Here is a 20,980-nt window from a genome sequence, read left to right on the forward strand (position 1 = left end):
GGAGCTGATGGTCACGCTTTCGGAAATTGAGCCGTTTGTGGGGCGGTTGGCGGGCGAGTTAGTTTGGTTTTTTAACGGCCAGCTCGGTACAAATGTCTATGCGCTCCATATCTTCTTACTTCAGGAGGCAATAGAGCGAGCCACTTGCCGGCTGGCGCCGGGTGGCTGGCCGGTGATGCGCTTGAAGGCGCGGCTGAAGGCCGCCTGCGAGGTGTAGCCCAGGCGCAGCGCCACGGCTTCGATAGACAATCTTTCCAGGCTCAGCCATTGACTGGCGAGGCGCATCCGCAGCTCCGTCGCATAGCGCAGCGGGGGAATGCCGATAGTGGCCTGGAAGCGCTCCGCGAAGACCGAACGGGAGGTGTGACATTGCGCCGCCAGTTCCGCCACAGTCCAGTCACGCGCCGGCTCTCGATGCAAGGCCAGGAGCGCGCGGGCCAGCCTGGGATCGCGTAACGCGGCCACCAGGCCAGAGGCGTTGCCGCAGGCGCATTCAACCCAGCCGCGCACGATCATCGCCGCCACTACGTCAGCGAGACGAGCGAGGATGCCTGCAAATCCGACGCGTGCGGAGCGAACCTCATGCTCCATCGAGGTGAGGATCGGCATAAGCCCAGGGTAACGCTGGCCCCTGGCATCAATCAGCATCAGATCAGGCATCAACCCGCCGAGACCTTGCATGCTGCCGAGTTCAAACTCCATGCAGCCGCTGAAGATTATGGTGCTGGGGCTGACATCTGCACCGGGTGAAGCATCAACGGCGCAGACTGCGTCGCCCAGAGGGGCCGCGTCGAAGCTGCCGATGTCTTGGGCGGATGCGTCCAGGCTGGAGAGCAGTTGATGGGCTTCACCCTGGGCGATGAACACGGCATTGCCGGCTGACAACTCGTACAAAGTGCCGTCTTCCGCACGCAGGACGGCGGTGCCGACGGCGAGGAAGTGGAAGTAGGCGTGTCCTGGTTTGGCCGCGAAGCCCAGCCCGAAAGAGGGGCCGGCCTGGATGCGACGGTACTCGACGCCCCGCAGGCGCATGCCGCGCAACAGTTCGTTGATGAGGTCGGACGATAAGGCGAACTGATTTGGAGAGGTCATTTCGGGGTTTTGGTCAAAAACTCAAGATTTTGCATCATAGAACATCCTGGTCTGCGTCCATAGACTTCTGGTTGAGATAATTTCCAGAGGTATTTAGTGATGAGTAACGGGGTGTATGACGTTGTAGCCGATGCGCGTTTTGGCAACGAGGCTGATGCAGAACCGGCGACGCCGGCCTGGATGGCGGTATTTTCGCTGGCGATGGGCGTGTTCGGATTGTTGACCGCGGAGTACCTTCCGGCCAGCTTGCTGACGCCGATGGCGGTTGAACTTGGGGTGTCGGAAGCCTTGGCAGGGCAGGCGGTGACCGTGACGGCGGTGGTGGCGCTGTTCTCCGGGTTACTGGTGCCAGGCCTGACGCGAGGGATCGACCGGCGAGTGGTTTTGCTGTGCTTTTCCACGCTGATGATTGCCTCCAACCTGCTTGTGGCTTTCTCTTCCAGCCTGACGGTGCTGCTGATCATGCGGATCCTGCTAGGCATCGCACTGGGCGGCTTCTGGAGCATGGCGGCGGCAGTGGCGATGCGCCTGGTGCCGGCGGCGCTGCTTCCACGGGCTCTGTCGATTATTTTCAGCGGTATTGCCGTGGGCACGGTGGTGGCGGTGCCGCTCGGCAGCTACTTGGGCGGGCTGTATGGCTGGCGCAGTGCTTTTGTGGCGGCGGCCGCCGTCGGGGTGGTGACGCTGGTTTTCCAGCTGTTCACGCTGCCGCCTCTGGCGCCGCGCAGAACGGCGCGGTTGAGAACGGTGCTTGAAGTACTGCTGCGTCCCGGCATCGCCGTGGGCATGCTGGGCTGCGTGCTGGTGCACACAGGGCACTTCGCGCTGTTCACCTACATCCGGCCGTTTCTGGAAAGCACAACCGGCGTGGGGCCAGAAGGGCTGGCGCTGATGCTGCTGGGTTTCGGCGCGGCTAACTTCGTCGGCACGCTGCTGGCCGGCTGGCTACTTGAACGTAGCCCGCGCGGGACGATGGTGCTGATGCCCGCGCTGGTCGGCGTTGCAGCATTAGCCTTGGTGCTGCTGCCTGCTTCTGTGTCGGGTCAGGCGTTACTGTTGGCACTCTGGGGCATGGCGTTCGGCGGCGTGCCAGTGGCGTGGTCAAACTGGGTAGCCCGGGCGGTGCCTGATCAAGCGGAAAGTGCAGGAGGAATGGTGGTGGCCTCGGTGCAGTCCGCGATCGCTGCGGGTGCTGCTGCGGGGGGCGCTATGTTCAGTTTCAGTGGCATTGCCGGCGTATTTGTCGCCGCCGGCATCCTGATGCTGCTCGCAGCGCTGCTGATCGGGCTGCGGGTCAAGGTCGAGGCTCCAGGGCACCGCGCAGAGGCTGGTCCGGTGCTGCATCTTTAAGATGCGCGGTCGCTTGTCAGGGGTCAGCGAATAGCTGCTTTTGAACGATTGCTTCAAATTCCACCCATTCATATCGGTCCATCAATAACCTGTCAGAGGGATCTGTCTTACGTTCTTTTTTGCGGCAGAGCCAGGCTGATCTCGGCGAGTCCAGGCAGGCGCGCGGATCTTGAACCGGGCGTTGCCTGCTCTGAGCCGAGTCAGAAAAACGCGTTGACACTCATAAATTGTTACACGTAGGATTCAGGCTCTTCAGGAGCAACAATCGGGTCAAGGAATGACTGGTCTGCCGTAATGGCATGCGTGCAACCTGCACGTCCTGCGATAAAACATCCTGCATTTCTTGTAGGAAAGCATCCCTGTTATCTGGTTGTTTTTTGCCCCTGAGTAGGGTGCCTGGCTACATTCAATCTCAAGAAAGACAGCGCTGTCCCGACATGGAATGCGCTTCAAGCGGTCTGCCGAGCATTTGCCGTGTGCCAGCTTGCCTGTGTGTTGCCTGTTTGACCTTTACCGATACAGCCACTCCGTTTGCCTGGCACTTTTGAGGCGATAAGTCCAAATATTCACAAGGAACTGAATATGTTTGTTCGTAGCATCTCCGACGTTGAAAAAACTGATTTTTTTGTCGAGTGGGGTTCAGGCACCAGCCACCGCCTGCTGACAGAACAGGATGGAGTCGGCTTCACGATCTGCCACACCGTGGTTCGAGCCGGTACCGAATCGCTCCTTCATTATCGCAATCATCTCGAGGCCTGCTATTGCATTGGCGGTGAGGGCGAAATCGAAGACATGGACGGCACCATCCATGCAATTCGTCCGGGAGATATGTATGTACTGGACAAACATGATCGTCACTATCTGCGCGGCGGCAAGTTCACGGATCTGATCCTGGTCAGCGTTTTCAATCCGCCCCTCGCAGGCACCGAGCGCCACTCTATAAACAATCAGAGTGCCTCTTCGTATTGAGTTGCGCAGTGGACTGCCTGTTCGACGGGGTCAGTCGTTTCTAACCAACGAGCAATGAGACGACAGGGCTTCTATCAGACCTGTTGCGTGATTGTGTGGAGTTGATGATATGAAATTGTTCCGGCCGCTACTGCAGCGGCCCGTAGCCTTGCTGTGGGGAGGGTTGGCGCTATCCTCAATTGGTGACGAACTCTTCGCGATTGCCATCGCCTGGATGGCGGTGCAAATCGCCGGTACCGATGCGAGCTGGCTCAGTGCTTTACGCGGTGCTGCCGCGTTGGCGGGTGCATTGCTGGGTGGAATATGGGCGGAGCGTTGGGATCATCGTCGCACGATGATCGGTGCCGATCTGGCGCGGGCCGGGCTTGCCTTGATTCCGGTGATCGCCTGGGGGCTTGGCATCATGAGTCTGTGGATGCTGGCGGTGCCGCTCATGCTCATGATGATCGTCAACTCGCTCTTCGAGCCGGCGCTACGCGCCAGTCTGCCACGCATTGTCGCGACGCCGGACCAGTTGCAATCGGTCAACGCGTTGTTCGATGCCATCATCCGGGTTGCCCGGGTGATTGGACCGATGCTGGCTGCGGCGATCACGTTGCTGATTCCGATCGAACATCTTTTTACCCTCAACAGCCTCACATTTCTGATCTCCGCGTGGGCAGTCATGAAGCTGGGTAAAGCGTTGCCGCGACAACCTATCAAGGCGACAAGCCGACGTGCAGGCTTCACTGCCGGTTGGCGTAGCCTTGTGGGGCGCAGGCAAATGCAGACGGTGTATGTGTGTGCGGGATTGGGCAATGTTGCCTGGAGCGTCGGGATTTCGATCGGCATGGCGCTGGCCGTCGTCAAATACGACATCCAGGGTTTTGGTGTCCAGGATTTTGCTGCCTACGGCTTGATCATGGGCGCCTATGGGGCAGGAAATCTGATCTCCATTTTTGTCGTGGGCAATCTACAAATCCGCAGCTTGTATCACGGGTTTACCTTTGGTTCTGTGATCAATGGCCTGGGCATCGCGACCATCGGTGCCGCCGTGATGTACCTGCCTCCAGAGCATGTTCTGGCGGGGATGATGATCGGTGCAGGTCTTGCGGCACTCGGTGGGCCACTGATCGATATCTCATTCATTTTGCTCATTCAAACCAAGTTCAAGCAAAGCGAGATCGCCGGGCTGGCCAGGCTGCGCTTTGCGGCGTTGGGTGCGTCGATTCTGATAGCCGGTGCCTGCGGTGCTGCGCTGTATGCCCACTTTGAAACCGGCCTGGTGATTGTCGGTGCCGGGATTTTCGAAGTGATCGTCGGGGCAATTGTGCTGTTCGTCCCCGCGGATGACGAAGCCATACAGGCAAACAAGGAGGAAGGCAGTTTGTCGTCGTCTTCCTTGGCGGATAGTAGCGAGGTGGCCAGATGAAACAGTTCCATGACTATGTAAAAGACCACGCCGAGCGCACGCCGGACAATATTGCACTGACCATCAGTGGTCGAGAGATCACCTACGGAGCGTTGGACGAACTCGCCTGCGTGATTGCCCGACAGTTAGTGGGCACGGGGATGACGGCGAGCGATCGGGTGGCACTTCATGCCCCCACTTCCATCGAAACCATTGCCTGCGCGCTGGGCGTCATGAAAGCCGGATTTGTATTGGTGCTGATGCATTACGGCATCGCCACCGAAAAACTGATCCATCAACTTAACGACATTCAGCCAAAGACGTTGATCGTGCCGGCAAGTGCAAACCTCGATGAGTTGACCGGGAAGGTGCATTTACAGTTCGTTTTGCACATGGGTGATTCGCACGCCCGTCAATTCGCGGGTTTGAGTGAAGCGTTCCCGGAGTGTGACGGGGGGCTGGCGGGCGCAGAAGTCCGCGTCATCTTTCACACCAGTGGTTCGACGAAAGACTCGAAAGGGGTGGCTGTCAGCAACACCAACATGGTGGCGGCCTACACGGCAGTCTCCAGTTATCTGGGAGGCTTCGAGAACGCGGCCATATTGAACTTCTCGCCCCTGCATTTTGATTACGGCTTTTACAACATCATGATGCCGCTACTGGGAGGAGGTCATTCCGTTACCGAGAACGCCCTGCCTGAGCGACCGGAGCACTTGCTGGACTTGATTCAGCGCTATGGAATAACCGGGATGCATATCCTGCCGCCTGCTGTTCACTACCTTTTGCAGGCCGCCCCCGACGCCTTCCACTCCGAAAAAATAAAATCTCTGAAGTACATTGCCAGCAGCGGGCAAGCGCTACCGCCCAAGCATATACAGCAACTACGAACGCTCCTTCCAGGTGTTGACGTTTACTCGATGTATGGCCTGACGGAGTGCAAACGAGTCGCCTATTTGCCACCGGAGCAACTTGATCAACGCCCCGGCTCGGTTGGTAAGCCGATACCCGGGGTCAAGGCGTTTCTGGTTGATGAGGCCGGGCAACTGATCACCGAGCCTGATCGCGTGGGAGAGTTGGTCGTCGCGGGTGACCTGGTGATGCTCGGTTACTGGAACAAGCCGGAACTGACCCGACAGGTTATTCAAAACAATCTATTGGGTGAGGAGCGGGTTTACTTCACCGGTGACCTGTTCAAACGGGACAGTGAGCAATATCTCTATTTCGTTGGCAGGAAAGACAACGTGTTCACGCGGCGAACGTTTCAGGTAAACCCCCGGGAAATCGAGCATGTGATCGTCGCTCATGAAGCCGTGAGTGAAGCGGTTGTGATTCCCTTTCCTGACGAAATGGCCGGCCAGGTTCCGAAAGCCTGCGTAGTACTGAAAGAAGGTCACGAGTTGTCGGCCGACGCGCTCATTCAGTACTGCGCCACACAGTTGGACTGGTACATGGTGCCCGCCATTGTCAGTTTTCATGAGGCGCTGCCACGCAACCTAAATGGTAAAACTACCGCGCAGCTCTTGGTGGCCGGTGCTGTAGCAATTTAATAAACATTCAACGCGTAAACGGAATTACGGAAATGACCATTGATTCAAACCCTGCGTTTGTCGATTCTGCCATGCATAAATTGGCCGATTACTTTGACGATCTGGCAAATGGGAAAGTCCAGATCCCCAGGCAGCCTGTGACAACGAGAATACGCGAACGCATCCAGGATGAAGATGTTAGGGCCTACCATGACTTGCTGGTGACGCAGACAGGGCCGCTTTTTTCGCACTTCCTGGCCAGTGTGCCGGGAATAGTGGAAGAGCTTTCGCACGTCGGCGTGGCGCTTGACCGATATACCCGTGAGCGAAGAAAAGACGACGATCGACACTTCACCTTGTGGGAAGTCGATGCGTTTGACGGAAGCAGTGCAAGGACCCTGGCAACGTATTCAAATGGGGCAATCAGAACGCTGACCAACTCTCCGAACAAAGCCAACCAGCCACATTTTGACGCCCACGCTGATAAGGACATATCGGCGTTTTATTCCGGGTCATTCCTTCAGGTGACGGAAGAAATCGTGGCGAACTCATTGGGTTTGGTCACGCCGTTTTGTGGGGTCGACTACGTCTATGAGATGGCGGCATTTCAGTTCTACGGCAGAAACCGGGACGAGCATCTGAAATATATCTCCCGCTTTCTGCGAGAGGATGGCCTCGCGTTCTTTCTGGAAAAACTCAATCAGCCCTGTCTCGCAGAGTATGAGCAGCGGGAACGGGCTAAGGACGAACAGCACAAGTCTCATTACTTTTCCGAGGAGGAAATTGCCTGGAAAAGAGAAGCCATGTTGTCGCAGATGGAAAACGGTCAAATCCTTTTTGCTGATTTCGTCGAGGCAGCGTCCCGTTATTTTTCTCATATATACGTCATCTGGAACGGCACAAATTTCTATGAGTTTGTCGCATCCAATGACGAGAAAAATATCTGCAGGTTTATCGAGTTGCTAGGTGAACCCTTTATACCCGAGGGGTTCTGCTTCGAATCGCCGGTTGTCAGGAAACTTTCCCGTCCCTAAAGCTGATTGTCGAGGTAACAACGTTCATGGACTGGATGGCGAACCTGTCATTGGAACATCATGAAACCTGCGAGCGTGCGCGAAAGCTCCTGGGTCAGTGGCGTAGCCGTGCCGCTGAAACTGAACAGGCACGCTGTATTTCGCAGCAGACCGTAGAGGAATTGCTTGCCGAAGGGCTTATGCAGTTGTTCGTGCCTGGACGTTATGGCGGGCGGCAGTGCGATTGGCCAACCCTGGTTGAAGCTTCCCGTATTGCTGCTCGGGTTTGCCCTTCGACCGCCTGGATGATCGGCCTTGTAGGCGGCCATGCGGCGATAGTCGGGCGGCTCGCTCCCGATTGCCAGGCGCAGGTTTTTGCTGAGGGGGCCGGGCAAATCATTGCGACGGCTTCCGTGTCCAAAGACGTCTCGATCCTGAAGGTTGAGGGTGGCTTTCGCGTGACGGGCACCTGGCGCTTCAGTTCGGGGATCGATCATGCCGGCTGGGTGATCGTCTCCGCCAAGGACCCTGGGGACACATCGCTCAACCCTGTGCTGATGTTCACACTCAGGGTGGGTAAAGTTCAGATCGAAGATGTCTGGCATGTCGCCGGAATGTGCGGCACCGGATCAAAGGATCTGCGGCTGGACGACGTTTTCGTGGCAGACGCTTGGGTGACCTCGCAACTCGAGTGTTTCGGGCCCGCACCGGCCGGCGCCAGGCACAACCCTGAAAGTTACCTGTTTGATGTGGAGTTCGTTCCGTATCTGGGCAGCCTGCATATCGGCCCGGTGCTCGGCTGTGCGGAGGGTGCCTACGATGAGTGCATTGCGGCACTGCGAAATCGCCAGGCCACGAAGGAGGGCGCAGCTTCAAAGACTCGGCCAATACTGCTGGAGCGACTCGCGGAAAGTGCGGCGCAACTGAGTTGCGCCAGGCACCTTTACCACGCCATTGCCTTTTTACTGCATAGCGCAGGTGTCGCTGGCAGGTCGCTGTCCATGCAAGAACTGGTCACCCTCAAGCGAGATCGTGCGTACCTGGTTCGTTTGTGTGTTCAGGCCGTGCAACGGCTGGTGCAGCAAATGGGGACTGCGGTGATTTTTGATGCGAGCCCGGTGCAACGGCACTGGCGTGATCTTCAGGTGATGGCGTCCCACATGGATGTGAATTGGGATAACGCCATGCTCGCCTATGGTGATTTTGAATTGGATCACCACCCAATGTGATCTCGCTACTGATAGGTGAGGAAGGTGATGCTATGGTTCAAGTTCAATTAGGCAAAGGAGATGCTGGATGGCCGCCGTCAAGACGTATTCGTTCAAGCTCAAAGCAAGCAATGGAAATGGTATGAACAACGTTTTGCAAAACGGTGTGGATCAGCGAGAGGCGGAAAGAAAGATTCTTGAAAAGTACCCGGGCGCTACGATTCTGGAGGTCCGACAAAAGTAAACGAACGCCAGACCTGCGCCGGGTTTTTTCGTTTCTGACATCCTGGTGCTACAGTCGTCTGCTTTCAGGACAAGGAAGTAACATGTGGATTTTCAAAGTAGCGGTGGCTCGAGCCATTTTTCGCCAATGGCTGATCACGGTTTCTATCGGCCTTTTTGCACTGGCGGGCGCTGCACAGGCTCAAACCTCGCCTCAGGCAAATCAAGAGATAAAGGGCTTACTGGATTTTGTGGAGCGCAGTGAGTGTAAGTTCGTGCGCAACGGCAGTGAATACCCTGGACCCCAGGCTCGGGCGCATCTCGAAAAGAAGCTGAATTATCTTGAAGGCAAAAATATGGTGAGCAGCGCAGAAGACTTCATCGATCTGGCCGCCACTAAAAGCAGCATGAATGGCAAAGCCTATGAAGTGAGTTGTTCAACAGGGGTCCAACCGACCAGCACCTGGCTGAAGACAGAGCTACAGAGGCAACGCCAGCGCCATTGAGCCTACGCCCGAAACGATAAGGCCCAGCCCACCCGCTGGGCTTTTTCGTTGCTGACGACTCGGTGCTAAAGCCACGGTCACGATTGTGCAGTGAACAGTTAATTATTCTTTGCGATAGCGGCGGGATTTCCAACTTGCCGCGCGCTGGCGGCAAGTGGATCGGAAAGGGCGTTTAAATACCTGTGTTTTCGTAATACCAATCCCCAGTCATATTCCTGACGTCTGTTGGTTTTCTCTCTTGAGTGACGTAGGGTTTTTGCGGCGAATAGATATAAGACGCGTAGCAGAAGAAGCATGAAAGGTGGATCCTCGCGAACGTTACGCTCCCATGCTCTGATTGAATGTCGATTCTGATAGGCGCTATCTGCGCCTTTTTTGCCGCGTAGCTGACCAGGGCGAACAGTTGCGTTCCGTGTGCATCGAAAGGTTTGTTCTCACCCTCGCTGCCACAGGTGGAACTGGGTTTGTCTGCGTAGTTTCCAGTCTCGGATTCGATGCTTTTACACCAATCCTGATTGTGGTAATAGGATATTCGATGTTCATTTACCGTGGTAACCAGTTCGGTTAGCAAAGGGCTCATGTTGGGATTGGTAGAGTCAGCGGTTATCCAAATGCAGAAAACAATAAGCACCAATACTGCTGCCACGAAAAGGATCAGTTTAAGCAGGGCTCTAATGATCTCAAGCAGGACATGGCCCAACACTTTTATAATTTGTACGAGTACGGATTTAAAACCTGAATAGATCGACATCACTTACTTTCCATGTTGTTTTATCGCTGTCCTTGCTTCGAAAAGGTGGCAGGCGCTAGTGAATGTTAACCTTTTCGGCACTCCCTCCCGCCCTTGTTTTTCAACGGCGCAGCCCAGCCTGGAGAAGGTTGGGCTTTTTCATACCCCCCAGCCTTCCCTGACTGCCCGCCGAATGCCCTCCAGCAACATCGCAAATGCCGGGTTGTCATTGTTCTCGCGCCAGATCAAATGCAGCTCGCTTTGTACCCCTTCGCCCAAGTCGATATCGCGAAACACCACGTTCTTGAACACCACACTCGTCGCGCAGCGCGGCACCAGGGCCAGGCCCATCCCGGCGTTGACCAGTGCCAGTATGGTCAGGGATGAGCCGAGCCATTGCACGTATTCCGGGGCTACGCGGGCCGAGCGCAGCATGCCGGTCAGCAGTTCGTTGAACGGCGGGTAGGCGGCGTGGGAGTACATTAGAAAAGGTTGAGCATCGAGGTCTTGCACGGACACGGTATCGGCGCTGGCCAGGCGATGATTGCTCGGCACGGCCAGAACGAACGGCTCACGCACCAGGCATTCGGTGGCGTAGCCCGGCTCCAGCAATGGCGCGCGGACGATGCCCAGGTCGATCCGCCGGGCGCGCAGGGCTTCGTGCTGCTGGTAGGTGTTCATCTCCGATAGATCGATTTTCACGTGAGGCTGTTTGAGCCGTGCTTCGGCGATGACCTTGGGCAGGAATTCGTACACCGCACTGCCGACGAAACTGATGTTGACCGAACCGATGTCGCCTTCAGCAAAGCGTCGGGCGGTAGCGGCCGCTTGCTGGGCGCGCTCCAGCAGGTTTTGCGCTTCGATGAAGAAGGCGCGACCGGCAGCGGTCAGGGCGACGCTGCGGGTGGTGCGGGTGAACAGCTCGACACCCAAGTGGTGCTCCAACAGTTGAATCTGTCGGCTCAGGGGCGGTTGCGTCATGTTCAAACGTTCGGCGGCACGGCGGAAGTTGAGCTCCGTCGCCACTGTGGTGAAGCAGCGCAGTTGGGTGAGTTCGAACATTGATCTAATCCAGGTATCAATCGAATGCCAAGTTAGATTAGACGGGATCAATTGCCGCGTCCATGATCGGCTCGTCCCCAAAAAAACAAGATCGGGAGTCGCCCTTGAAAACCCTCCAGAGTTCGCCGGAGCCCACGGTGCTGGCCCGTGCCGCCGCCAAAGTGAAACGCCATGTGCTGCCGCTGTTCGTGGTCATGTTCATCGTCAACTACATCGACCGGGTCAACATCGGTTTCGTGCGCAGCCACATGGAGACGGATCTTGGTATTGGCGCAGCTGCCTACGGACTTGGCGCCGGTTTGTTTTTCGTCGGTTATGCGCTGTTCGAAGTGCCGTCCAATATGCTGCTGCAGCGTTACGGCGCCCGGGTCTGGCTGACGCGCATCATGTTCACCTGGGGCGCCGCCGCCATGGCAATGGCCTTTGTCAAAGGTGAAACCAGTTTTTACGTACTGCGCTTTATCCTCGGCGCGGCGGAGGCAGGGTTTTTCCCCGGCATCATCTATTACTTCACCCAGTGGCTGCCGGCGTCTGAGCGCGGCAAGACGATGGCGGTGTTCCTCAGCGGTTCGGCGATTGCCTCGGTGATTTCCGGTCCGGTGTCGGGAGCGCTGCTGAACATCAACGGCTTGAATCTGCATGGCTGGCAGTGGATGTTCCTGATCGAAGGCTTCGCCTCCATCGTGCTGTGCGGTTTTGTCTGGTTCTGGCTGCAATCCCATCCGCGTGAGGCGAAATGGCTGAGTGACGAGGAGCGGGGCGCGCTGATTACGGCCATCGCCGAAGAACAGCGGGCCCGTGAAGCGGTGAAAGGCGTCAAGCCATCGATGTTCAAACTGCTGGCTGACCGGCAGATCGCGCTGTTCTGCTTTATCTACTTCTCCATCGCCCTGACCATTTATGGCGCCACGTTCTGGCTGCCAAGCATGATCAAGAAGATGGGCAACCTGGGCGATTTCCAGGTCGGTCTGTTCAATTCGGTGCCGTGGATCATTTCCATCGTCGCGATGTACGGCTTCGCCGCGATGGCCAGCAAATGGAAATTCCAGCAGGCCTGGGTCGCGTTGACGCTGGTGATCGCTGCGTTCGGCATGTTCATGTCCACCACCGGCGGCCCTATCTTCGCCTTTGTCGCGATCTGTTTTGCCGCCATCGGCTTCAAGGCAGCTTCTGCGCTGTTCTGGCCGATTCCACAAAGTTATCTGGATGCGCGGATCGCTGCGGCGGTGATTGCGTTGATCAATTCCATCGGCAACCTCGGCGGCTTTGTCGCGCCGACGACTTTCGGCTTCCTGGAGCAGACCACTGGCTCGATCGAAGGCGGTATGTACGGCCTGGCGGGGACTTCGCTGGTGGCCGCCGTGGTGATTTTCTTTGCCCGAACAACACCGAAAGCGGACAAGCAAACCCCGCGCAGCCGCAACGGCAAATCATCTGAAATCGTGGTGCCGAGCCACGCCGCTACACGTTAAGACCTGGATAGAGATCAATCGGAGCCTGACCTTTGAAAATCAAACGAGTGACCGTGACCCCCATCGCCTTTCGCGATCCGCCACTGCTCAACGCCAGCGGTATTCACGAACCTTTTGCACTGCGCTCGATCATCGAAATCGAGAGCGACAACGGCTACATCGGCCTCGGCGAGAGCTATGGCGATGCCCCGGCGCTGGCGATCCAGATGCAACTCAAGGATCAACTGATCGGTCTCGACCCGTTCAACCTTAATCAGCTTCGCACCATCGTCCAGGCGACAGTAGCGGCCAACAAAACCACCAGCGTGGCCGGTGCCGAACTGGCGCCCGGTTCCCATGCGAGCAAGGCTGTCAGCAACGCGTATTCGGCGTTTGAAGTGGCGTTTCTCGACCTGCAGGCGCACTCGCTGAACGTGCCGTTGGTGGACCTGCTGGGCGGTGCGATTCGCGATGAAATCCCGTTCAGCGCCTACCTGTTTTTCAAGTACGCGCAGCACATCGACTCGCCCTATAAGCCGGACAATTGGGGTGAAGCGCTCAATGAAGAGCAAATCGTCGCCCAGGCCCGACGGATGATCGAAACCTATGGTTTCAAGAGCATCAAACTCAAGGCCGGGGCGCTGGAGCCGGAACATGAAGTGGCGTGTATCAAGGCGTTGAAGAAAGCGTTTCCCGGCGTCCCGCTGCGCATCGATCCAAACGCCAACTGGTCACTGGAAACCTCGATTCGCATGGCTGAGTTGTTGGGTGATGACCTGCAATATTACGAAGACCCAACGCCGGGCCTGGAAGGCATGTCCGAACTGCACAAGCGCACCGGCCTGCCGCTGGCGACCAATATGGTGGTCACCGATTTCGATGAATTCCGTCGCAGCGTGGCGTTGAACAGCGTGCAGATCGTGCTCGCCGACCACCACTATTGGGGCGGTCTGCGCGATACCCAGGCCCTGGCGAAAATGTGCCAGACGTTCGGCTTGGGCGTGTCCATGCATTCCAATTCGCACTTGGGCATCAGCTTGATGGCGATGGCGCATGTCGCCGCGTCGGTGCCGAATCTGGATTACGCTTGCGACACCCATTACCCGTGGCAGGAGCCGGACGAAGAGGTGATCAAGGGCGGCAAGCTGCCGATCGTGGATGGCTGCGTGAAGATCACTCGCGCGCCGGGCTTGGGGTTGGAGCTGGATCATGATCAGTTGGGCAAGCTGCATGATCAGTACCTGACTTGCGGTATTCGTCAGCGCGATGATGTGAGGCAGATGCAGCGTTACAAACCGGAGTGGAAGACAGTTAAGCCGCGGTTTTAAAGTTGCCCGGTACACGGTACACGTAGCAGCTGCCGAGGCACGAGGCTGCGTTCGGCTGCGAAGCAGTCGTAAAACCTGAGCACGCGGTCTTCCTGAAGTACCGCGTGGGCTGATTTCACGACTGCTTCGCAGCCGAACGCAGCCTCGTGCCTCGGCAGCTGCTACAGACCGGACGCAGCCTCGTGCCTCGGCAGCTGCTACAGACCGAACTCAGGTTGTTACAGGTTTTGCGTCGCTCAATTGATATCCGAATCACACCCATCCGGGTCCGGCTCACATGCCTTGACGGCACGCTGCAACCGCGCCGCGATCAGGGTGTTTTTCAGCAAATAGGCAATAGTCATCGGCCCCACGCCACCCGGCACCGGCGTAATCGCGCTGGCAACAGTACGCGCACTGGCGTAGTCGACATCACCCACCAAACGGTTACCAGACTCGTCAGTAATGCGATTGATCCCCACATCAATCACCACCGCTCCAGGCTTGAGCCAACGGGCATCGATCAATCCCGGACGACCCACCGCCGCCACAACAATATCCGCCAATCGGCACAGCGCCGGCGCATCGACGCTGCGCGAATGCACCACGCTGACTGAACAATGAGCCTGCAATAGCAAGGTCGCCATCGGCTTGCCAACAATGTTCGACCGACCGATAACCACCGCGTGCAAACCGCTGATATCACCGCAGGTCTCCTGCAAAAGGCGCATGCAGCCGCTGGGTGTGCAGGGCGTCAGTACTTCCATGCCCTGCACCAACCCGCCGACGTTTTCGCGATGAAAACCGTCCACATCCTTGATCGGGTCGATGGCATGAATCACTGCCGCTTCGTCGATATGACCCGGCAACGGCAGCTGCACCAGAATGCCGTTCACCGTGACGTCGGCGTTCAGTCGCGCGATCAGCTCCAACACCTGCGCCTGGCTGGCGTCGTCCGGCAGGCGATGCTCAAGGGAGCGAATCCCGACTTCCTTGGCCCGCAGCAGTTTATTGCGCACGTAGACATGGCTCGCCGGGTCATCGCCGACCAGTACCACCGCGAGGGCGGGAAAAATCTGCTGTTCGGCCAGGCCCAGAAGCTCCTCGCGGACCTCGTCGAGCACTTGGGCGGAAATGGCTTTACCGTCGATATCCCGGGCCAGTGTTGGGGTCCTGCTGATCAAATGCGTCACCGTCGTCATTGAAAGCGCAGGGCGCAGGTTACCAGTCGAGGGTCGCGGTCTACCACAGGCAACGGATGGACAGGATGTCGCGGGGGGTGAATTCTGGGGACGAGCCTGTTCTACAAGGGTGTAGGTTCAATGGGCAGTTGAGGATCGCCAAGTTTTATGTTGAGCAAAACCGATCAAATCAGTCAGTTGAAACCCTGCGCTGCAAATCAGTCATTTGCTTCCACTCAATCCCGAATCGCGCCAGGTATTTACGCAAACGATCCGCATCGTTCGGCTGTGCCTTGGCCTGGCGCGACACACCAAACAGACGTCGTCCCGCGTCAGACAAGCTGTCCGCCTGCCGGCAAACGTCCAGCACAGCCTTCAGTTGCAAGCGATCGAACAGGTCAATGTCGACGTTCTCACCCAGCAATACATCCAGATCATCACTGGGTTGCGTCAGCCCCCAGGCATAACGCAGACGATCAATTTCTTCCTCGACCTGAGCCTCATCGATGCGCCCGCTGTCGGCCAGGGTCGCCATGCGCGTGATCGATGCTGACAACTCGCGAAAGTTACCCAGCCAAGCGGCTTCGCTGGAGCTGGCAAATGCCAGGTAGCGGCGCCGGGCTTCCAGGTTGAACCGCACCAAATGGCCCTGATCGCGGGCATGGCGTTCCAGTTCGAAATCGATGTTGGGCTCGATGTCTTCGCGCCGACCCGCCAGGCCGGGCAGGTCGAACGTCCACAGGTTGATGCGCGCATATAAGTCTTCGCGAAACAGGCCTTCGGCGACGCGGCTGCGCAGGTCACGGTGGGTGCCGGCGATGATCAGGAAGTCGCTTTCCACTTCCTTGTCCGATCCCATGGGGAAGAAGCGTTTCTCTTCGACGGCTTTGAGCAGCATGGCTTGCTCGTCGGCGCCCAGTTCACCGATCTCATCGAGAAACAACATGCCGCCATCGGCTGCGCGCAATAGGCCGTCGCGGGCATTTTGCGCGCCGGTAAACGCGCCTTTGATGTGGCCGAACAGCGTCGACATGGCGCCGTCGCCGCGCAAGGTTGCGCAGTTCACTTCCACAAAACGACCCTGCATCTGGTGCCGGCTGCGCTTGAGCTCATAGATGCGTCGGGCCAGGAACGACTTGCCGGCACCGGTCGGGCCGATCAGCAGCATCGGTGCCTGGGAGCGCACGGCCACACGTTCGATCTGCTCGATGGAACGGTTGAACGCCACGTTGCGGGTGGCGATCCCGGACTTTAGAAACGCCAGGCCTTCGAGGCGTTTATGGGCGAAGCGCGAAGCGATGCGGTCGTAGCGCGACAGGTCGAGGTCGATCAGGGCGTGGGTGCCGGTGGCTTTCTCTGCTTCATTCTGGCGCCGGGCAGGGGAGGTCTGGATCAACCGCGCCGGTAAAAACCGCGCCTCGGTCAGCAGGAACCAGCAAATCTGCGCGACGTGGGTGCCGGTGGTGATGTGCACGAGGTAATCCTCGTGCTCGGTGTCGAAGGTGTAGTCGGTGGTGAAGTCGTGCAGCGCGCCGTACACCTCTTCGAAATCCCAGGGGTTGCGCAGCGACATGGGGTGCAGGCGCACCTCGGTGTCCGGCGAGACCTGGCGGATGTCCTCGCGAACCCGCTCGGCCAGGCTGACGTCCCGGGCGTCGACACCGTGAATCAGTTCCAGCCGATGGATCAACACGTCCGGTTGCTGGCACAGGCCTACGCTCGGTCGCCAGTGACTCCAGCGATTGGCGCCCTTGCCGACGCGATCGAGGGTGGAGCCGATAAAACCGATGGCGACGGTGCGCTTGGTTGACATGTTTATACCTGAGGATAAAAAGCGATATCAAAGGATAGATAAATAGCGAGCCGTTTGTCTCCCCAAGAATCTTTAGAAATCTCAAAAAATAAAAATAATGATATAAATCAATAAGATAAAAAATAATCAAATCGAAAAAACAAACCTGGCACGTCGGCTGCACTACCTCTGGCAACGAACGAGACAACAGAGCGAGACGCCACGATGGCCAACTTCAAGCTGTTCAACACCCAACAGGCAACACTGCCGGCATGCGACACGCTGAACGCCGCTCAAGCCCCGGCTTATGCCTACAGCGCCAAACACACGTTGGCCCAACTGGCCGTGACCGGGTGCCTGAACTCGACGTTCTACGCTTCGGCCGAAAGCCAACTGGATCAGGTGTTGCAACTGGTCGCCGAACTGGACAGCCGCTACGTGGCGAAGGCCGCTCTGTATGCTCGTAAAAAGGGTCACATGAAAGACATGCCGGCCTTGATGCTCGCCGCCCTCACCGCACAGCGTTCGGCGCTGGTGCCAGAGGTGTTCGAGCAGGTGGTGGACAGCGGCAAGATGCTGCGCAACTTCGTACAGATCCTGCGCAGCGGTGCCACGGGGCGCAAGTCCCTCGGTTCGCAGCCCAAGCGACTGGTGCAGAACTGGTTGAACAACGCCAGCGAACGCCAATTGCTCCAGGCCTCGATCGGCAACCAGCCGTCGCTGGCAGATGTGGTGAAGATGGTTCACCCCAAGCCCAATGAGGCCTGGCGTGCAGCGTTCTTTGCCTGGTTGATCGGCAAACCGGTGGATGTGCAAGCGCTGCCGGAACTGACCCGCTCGTTGCTGGCCTTCCGCAGCGGCGCGAGCCAGGAGGTGCCGCAGGTGCCGTTCCAACTGCTGGGTAACGAGACGCTGAGCAAGGAGCAATGGGCGACCCAGGCGCAGAACATGGGCTGGCAAGCCCTGCGCATGAACCTCAACACCCTGGCACGCCACGGTGCGTTTCAGGTGCCGGGTTGCACCGAGTATGTGGCCGCACGCCTGGCAGATGCCGAGGCAGTGGCGAAGGCGCGGGTGTATCCGTACCAGTTGTTGGCGGCTTATTGCATGACCGGGGATGACGTGCCGCAAATAGTGCGCGAGGCATTGCAGGATGCATTGGAACTGTCCTTGGCCAACGTGCCGGCGCTGCAAGGTCATGTCGTAGTGTGCCCGGACGTGTCGGGCTCGATGCACAGCCCGGTCACCGGTTATCGCCAGGGCGCGACCAGCGCAGTACGCTGCATTGATGTGGCTGCACTGATCGCTGCCGCGGTTTTGCGCAAGCAACCGCAAGCCCGGGTGATGCCGTTTGAGGTGCAGGTGGTGGATGTCCAGCTCAACCCGCGTGACAGCGTGATGAGCAATGCCGAGAAACTGGCCGCTGCGTGCGGTGGCGGGACTAACTGCTCGGCGCCATTGGCGAAACTGGCTGACGCCAAGGCTAAGGTCGATACGCTGATCCTGGTCTCGGACAATGAATCCTGGATCGATGCGCGTCGCCGCGGCGGCAGCGAGACGATGCGGCAATGGGAGCGGATCAAGCAGATCAACCCGCAGGCGCGGCTGGTGTGCATCGATATGCAACCGGGGGCCACGACCCAGGCGCCGGACCGTGAGGACATCTTGAATGTCGGCGGTTTCAGCGACTCGGTGTTCGACGTGATCGAGCAGTTCACCACCGGTAACTATGGTGCGCAGCACTGGGTGAAGGTGATTGAGGCCATGGAGTAAGGAAACGCGTGCGCCGGTCACACGGCGCACGCCACACGAATTGATTTTTTCACTGACGCTGAATGCCGATGGGACTACATCCAACGACGTCTCATCAAACCCTTGTCAGGGTCGGTGAAAGGCACGAATGCCGAGTGGCTGTACATCTAACGACCGGTTAAGTCCGGTGCGCGGCAACGCGCAACAGTCACTCACTTTTGTCGTGCCACCTATTTGAAGTTTTGGCAGCGAATGCCACAGGTACTCCATCGTGTCGCGGGTTCGACTCCCGCCCCGGTAACGGGTAGCTCAGCTGGTAGAGCATATGTGCCTGTATCCCCTGGTCGCTGCCGGGTATTGGAACAACGCCGACTAATCGGCCAAAAGAAAAGAATAGAGATCATGCAAGAACATACGTACCAACTGCTGGAAGTCGCCAACGGCAAGCCGATCAAGCTCTGGACCGAAGGCGTCCCGGTGGAAAACGAAGCGCGCGAGCAGTTGATGAACACGGCGAAGATGCCGTTCATCTTCAAACACCTGGCGGTGATGCCGGACGTGCACCTGGGCAAGGGCTCGACCATCGGCAGTGTGATTCCGACGGTGGGCGCGATCATTCCGGCGGCAGTCGGCGTCGACATCGGTTGCGGCATGATTGCCGCGCGTACCTCGCTGATGGCCGCTGATTTGCCGGACAACCTGCACGGTCTGCGCAGCGCCATCGAGCAAGCGGTGCCGCATGGCCGCAGCTCGACCCGGTCACGCCGGGACAAGGGCGCCTGGGATGAGATCCCCCGACAGGCCGATCACGCCTGGGCGGCACTGGACCCTCGGTTCAAGTTGATCACCGACAAGTACCCGGCACTGGCCAAAACCAACAACCGGGGCCATTTGGGCACGTTAGGCAGCGGTAACCATTTCATCGAGGTCTGCCTGGATGAAGCCAACCGGGTCTGGTTCATGTTGCACAGCGGCTCCCGTGGTGTCGGCAACGCCATCGGCAACCTGTTCATTCAACTGGCCCAGGCGGATATGCGGCAGCACATCGCTGACTTGCCGGACCGCGATCTGGCGTACTTCGAAGAGGGCAGCCAGCACTTCGATGACTACGTCGAAGCGGTGGGTTGGGCCCAGGATTTCGCCAAACAGAACCGTGCGTTGATGATGCAAGCGGTGATTCAGGCGACACGGCAAGTGATCAGCAAGCCCTTCGAGGTGGCGCTGGAGGCGGTGAACTGCCATCACAACTACGTGCAGAAAGAGCGGCATTTTGGTGAAGAAATTCTGGTGACCCGCAAGGGCGCGGTGTCGGCGAAGAAGGGCGAGTTGGGGATTATTCCGGGGTCGATGGGGGCGAAAAGCTTCATCGTTCGTGGACTGGGTAACGAGGAATCGTTCTGCTCCTGCAGCCACGGCGCCGGTCGCACCATGAGCCGGACCAAGGCCAAGAACACCTTCACCATCGAGGATCAGATCCGCGCCACCGCCCACGTGGAGTGCCGCAAGGACGCCGCGGTCATCGATGAAATTCCGATGGCCTACAAGGACATCGACAAAGTCATGCACGCCCAGCGCGAGCTGGTTGAAGTGCTGCACACCTTGCGTCAAGTGGTGTGCGTAAAAGGATAGGGAACATGGACAACTATGAAACTCACCCGTTGGCGCCCGAGATGCGCGCCCGGGTGTTACAGGAGCTTGAAAGGATAGAGCGCGAGCGGAATGTCACGGTGCTTTACGCCTGCGAATCCGGCAGTCGCGCCTGGGGCTTTGCCTCGACCGACAGCGACTATGACGTGCGCTTCGTCTACGTGGAAAAACCGGATTGGTTCGTCCAGGTCGATACGCCACGGGATGTGATCGAGCGGCCGCTGGACGATGAGCTGGATGTCAGTGGTTGGGAGTTGCGCAAGACCCTCGGGCTGTTGCGCAAGTCCAATCCGACGTTGCTGGAATGGCTCGATTCGCCCCTGGTATATCGCAGCGAAACGGCCGCGACCTTGCAGTTGCGTGAGCTGGCCGAGGCGTTCTACAGCCCGCCGGCCGCGCGCAATCATTACCTGTCGATGGCCAGGAAAAACTTTCGCGGCTACCTGCAAGGCGAGAGCGTGCGGTTCAAGAAGTACTTCTACGTGCTGCGCCCGCTGCTGGCGGTGCGCTGGATCGACCAGGGGCGGGGCCGGCCGCCGATGACCTTCGCCGACTTGCTCAGCACTGTCGACGACCCGGCACTGCTGGATGAAGTCGCCGAACTGTTGGTGCTCAAGCGCAACGCCGATGAAAGCGCTTACGGGCCACGTCGACACGCTTTGCACCACTTCATCGCTACGGAGTTGGAGCGCGCAGTCCCTAAACTGCCGCGCACCCAAGAAGATTCCCGGCTGTTGGATCAGTACTTGAGAGACACGGTAAAGCGTTACGCCTAAGGATGA

18 protein-coding genes are annotated in these 20,980 nt (G+C 58.1%); 13 read left to right on the top strand and 5 right to left on the bottom strand.

Annotation, left to right across the window (positions count from 1 at the left end; genetic code table 11):
- Nucleotides 1-120 precede the first annotated feature (120 nt).
- Complete coding sequence (locus tag ACA071_RS11525) at nucleotides 121-1,092, bottom strand: cupin domain-containing protein (protein WP_497644404.1); 972 nt, start codon at nucleotides 1,090-1,092, stop codon at nucleotides 121-123.
- Nucleotides 1,093-1,191: 99 nt separating this feature from the next.
- Here ACA071_RS11525 and ACA071_RS11530 point away from each other — a divergent pair, with 99 nt between their 5' ends.
- From ACA071_RS11530 to ACA071_RS11565, 8 genes are all read left to right on the top strand, one after another.
- Nucleotides 1,192-2,442: an MFS transporter gene (locus ACA071_RS11530; protein WP_497644406.1), complete on the top strand. Its 1,251-nt coding sequence runs from the start codon at nucleotides 1,192-1,194 to the stop codon at nucleotides 2,440-2,442.
- Nucleotides 2,443-3,024: 582 nt separating this feature from the next.
- Nucleotides 3,025-3,411: an ectoine synthase gene (locus ACA071_RS11535; RefSeq protein ID WP_497644407.1), complete on the top strand. Its 387-nt coding sequence runs from the start codon at nucleotides 3,025-3,027 to the stop codon at nucleotides 3,409-3,411.
- A 109-nt stretch (nucleotides 3,412-3,520) separates the two neighbouring features.
- Nucleotides 3,521-4,822 carry an MFS transporter gene (locus ACA071_RS11540; protein ID WP_497644408.1) on the top strand — a complete coding sequence of 434 codons (1,302 nt, stop codon included), beginning with the start codon at nucleotides 3,521-3,523 and terminating at the stop codon, nucleotides 4,820-4,822.
- On the top strand, nucleotides 4,819-6,348 hold the full coding sequence (locus ACA071_RS11545; RefSeq protein WP_497644410.1) for a class I adenylate-forming enzyme family protein: 1,530 nt from the start codon (nucleotides 4,819-4,821) through the stop codon (nucleotides 6,346-6,348). The genes ACA071_RS11540 and ACA071_RS11545 overlap by 4 nt, the downstream gene beginning before the upstream one ends.
- Before the next feature lie 32 nt (nucleotides 6,349-6,380).
- Nucleotides 6,381-7,361 carry a class I SAM-dependent methyltransferase gene (locus ACA071_RS11550; protein WP_497644412.1) on the top strand — a complete coding sequence of 327 codons (981 nt, stop codon included), beginning with the start codon at nucleotides 6,381-6,383 and terminating at the stop codon, nucleotides 7,359-7,361.
- Nucleotides 7,362-7,387: 26 nt separating this feature from the next.
- Nucleotides 7,388-8,569 carry an acyl-CoA dehydrogenase family protein gene (locus tag ACA071_RS11555; protein ID WP_497644413.1) on the top strand — a complete coding sequence of 394 codons (1,182 nt, stop codon included), beginning with the start codon at nucleotides 7,388-7,390 and terminating at the stop codon, nucleotides 8,567-8,569.
- Between the two features lie 67 nt (nucleotides 8,570-8,636).
- The gene (locus tag ACA071_RS11560; RefSeq protein WP_497644415.1) at nucleotides 8,637-8,792 is read left to right on the top strand and encodes a hypothetical protein; all 156 of its coding nucleotides are present in this window, start codon (nucleotides 8,637-8,639) and stop codon (nucleotides 8,790-8,792) included.
- 82 nt (nucleotides 8,793-8,874) lie between these two features.
- Nucleotides 8,875-9,276, top strand: a complete 402-nt coding sequence (locus ACA071_RS11565) for a YfeK family protein (protein ID WP_497644416.1) — start codon at nucleotides 8,875-8,877, stop codon at nucleotides 9,274-9,276.
- Nucleotides 9,277-9,448: 172 nt separating this feature from the next.
- Here the strand turns inward: ACA071_RS11565 and ACA071_RS11570 are convergent, their stop codons facing one another.
- On the bottom strand, nucleotides 9,449-10,027 hold the full coding sequence (locus ACA071_RS11570; RefSeq protein ID WP_497644417.1) for a hypothetical protein: 579 nt from the start codon (nucleotides 10,025-10,027) through the stop codon (nucleotides 9,449-9,451).
- Nucleotides 10,028-10,165: 138 nt separating this feature from the next.
- Nucleotides 10,166-11,068, bottom strand: a complete 903-nt coding sequence (locus tag ACA071_RS11575; RefSeq protein ID WP_497644418.1) for a LysR family transcriptional regulator — start codon at nucleotides 11,066-11,068, stop codon at nucleotides 10,166-10,168.
- Nucleotides 11,069-11,172: 104 nt separating this feature from the next.
- Here ACA071_RS11575 and ACA071_RS11580 point away from each other — a divergent pair, with 104 nt between their 5' ends.
- Both ACA071_RS11580 and ACA071_RS11585 read left to right on the top strand, forming a co-directional pair.
- The gene (locus tag ACA071_RS11580; protein WP_497644419.1) at nucleotides 11,173-12,540 is read left to right on the top strand and encodes an MFS transporter; all 1,368 of its coding nucleotides are present in this window, start codon (nucleotides 11,173-11,175) and stop codon (nucleotides 12,538-12,540) included.
- 32 nt (nucleotides 12,541-12,572) lie between these two features.
- On the top strand, nucleotides 12,573-13,847 hold the full coding sequence (locus tag ACA071_RS11585; protein ID WP_497644420.1) for a glucarate dehydratase family protein: 1,275 nt from the start codon (nucleotides 12,573-12,575) through the stop codon (nucleotides 13,845-13,847).
- Between the two features lie 236 nt (nucleotides 13,848-14,083).
- Here the strand turns inward: ACA071_RS11585 and ACA071_RS11590 are convergent, their stop codons facing one another.
- Entirely contained in the window at nucleotides 14,084-15,010 is a 927-nt protein-coding gene (locus ACA071_RS11590; protein ID WP_497644421.1) for a bifunctional 5,10-methylenetetrahydrofolate dehydrogenase/5,10-methenyltetrahydrofolate cyclohydrolase, read from the bottom strand.
- A gap of 187 nt (nucleotides 15,011-15,197) precedes the next feature.
- Nucleotides 15,198-16,820 carry an RNA repair transcriptional activator RtcR gene (gene rtcR / locus ACA071_RS11595; RefSeq protein WP_497644422.1) on the bottom strand — a complete coding sequence of 541 codons (1,623 nt, stop codon included), beginning with the start codon at nucleotides 16,818-16,820 and terminating at the stop codon, nucleotides 15,198-15,200.
- A 204-nt stretch (nucleotides 16,821-17,024) separates the two neighbouring features.
- On the opposite strand from rtcR, the gene ACA071_RS11600 reads away from it, so the two are divergent.
- From ACA071_RS11600 to ACA071_RS11610, 3 genes are all read left to right on the top strand, one after another.
- The gene (locus ACA071_RS11600; RefSeq protein ID WP_497644423.1) at nucleotides 17,025-18,572 is read left to right on the top strand and encodes an RNA-binding protein; all 1,548 of its coding nucleotides are present in this window, start codon (nucleotides 17,025-17,027) and stop codon (nucleotides 18,570-18,572) included.
- 381 nt (nucleotides 18,573-18,953) lie between these two features.
- On the top strand, nucleotides 18,954-20,180 hold the full coding sequence (locus ACA071_RS11605; protein WP_497644425.1) for an RtcB family protein: 1,227 nt from the start codon (nucleotides 18,954-18,956) through the stop codon (nucleotides 20,178-20,180).
- A 5-nt stretch (nucleotides 20,181-20,185) separates the two neighbouring features.
- The gene (locus ACA071_RS11610) at nucleotides 20,186-20,974 is read left to right on the top strand and encodes a nucleotidyltransferase domain-containing protein (protein ID WP_497644426.1); all 789 of its coding nucleotides are present in this window, start codon (nucleotides 20,186-20,188) and stop codon (nucleotides 20,972-20,974) included.
- Nucleotides 20,975-20,980: the final 6 nt, after the last annotated feature.

This window comes from Pseudomonas sp. LBUM1646 (assembly GCF_059716165.1).

Coding starts and splice junctions, on each gene's coding strand:
- ACA071_RS11525 (WP_497644404.1), bottom strand. CDS start 1,092: ATGACCTCTCCAAATCAGTTCGCCTTATCGTCCGACCTCATCAACGAA.
- ACA071_RS11530 (WP_497644406.1), top strand. CDS start 1,192: ATGAGTAACGGGGTGTATGACGTTGTAGCCGATGCGCGTTTTGGCAAC.
- ACA071_RS11535 (WP_497644407.1), top strand. CDS start 3,025: ATGTTTGTTCGTAGCATCTCCGACGTTGAAAAAACTGATTTTTTTGTC.
- ACA071_RS11540 (WP_497644408.1), top strand. CDS start 3,521: ATGAAATTGTTCCGGCCGCTACTGCAGCGGCCCGTAGCCTTGCTGTGG.
- ACA071_RS11545 (WP_497644410.1), top strand. CDS start 4,819: ATGAAACAGTTCCATGACTATGTAAAAGACCACGCCGAGCGCACGCCG.
- ACA071_RS11550 (WP_497644412.1), top strand. CDS start 6,381: ATGACCATTGATTCAAACCCTGCGTTTGTCGATTCTGCCATGCATAAA.
- ACA071_RS11555 (WP_497644413.1), top strand. CDS start 7,388: ATGGACTGGATGGCGAACCTGTCATTGGAACATCATGAAACCTGCGAG.
- ACA071_RS11560 (WP_497644415.1), top strand. CDS start 8,637: ATGGCCGCCGTCAAGACGTATTCGTTCAAGCTCAAAGCAAGCAATGGA.
- ACA071_RS11565 (WP_497644416.1), top strand. CDS start 8,875: ATGTGGATTTTCAAAGTAGCGGTGGCTCGAGCCATTTTTCGCCAATGG.
- ACA071_RS11570 (WP_497644417.1), bottom strand. CDS start 10,027: ATGTCGATCTATTCAGGTTTTAAATCCGTACTCGTACAAATTATAAAA.
- ACA071_RS11575 (WP_497644418.1), bottom strand. CDS start 11,068: ATGTTCGAACTCACCCAACTGCGCTGCTTCACCACAGTGGCGACGGAG.
- rtcR (WP_497644422.1), bottom strand. CDS start 16,820: ATGTCAACCAAGCGCACCGTCGCCATCGGTTTTATCGGCTCCACCCTC.
- ACA071_RS11600 (WP_497644423.1), top strand. CDS start 17,025: ATGGCCAACTTCAAGCTGTTCAACACCCAACAGGCAACACTGCCGGCA.
- ACA071_RS11605 (WP_497644425.1), top strand. CDS start 18,954: ATGCAAGAACATACGTACCAACTGCTGGAAGTCGCCAACGGCAAGCCG.
- ACA071_RS11610 (WP_497644426.1), top strand. CDS start 20,186: ATGGACAACTATGAAACTCACCCGTTGGCGCCCGAGATGCGCGCCCGG.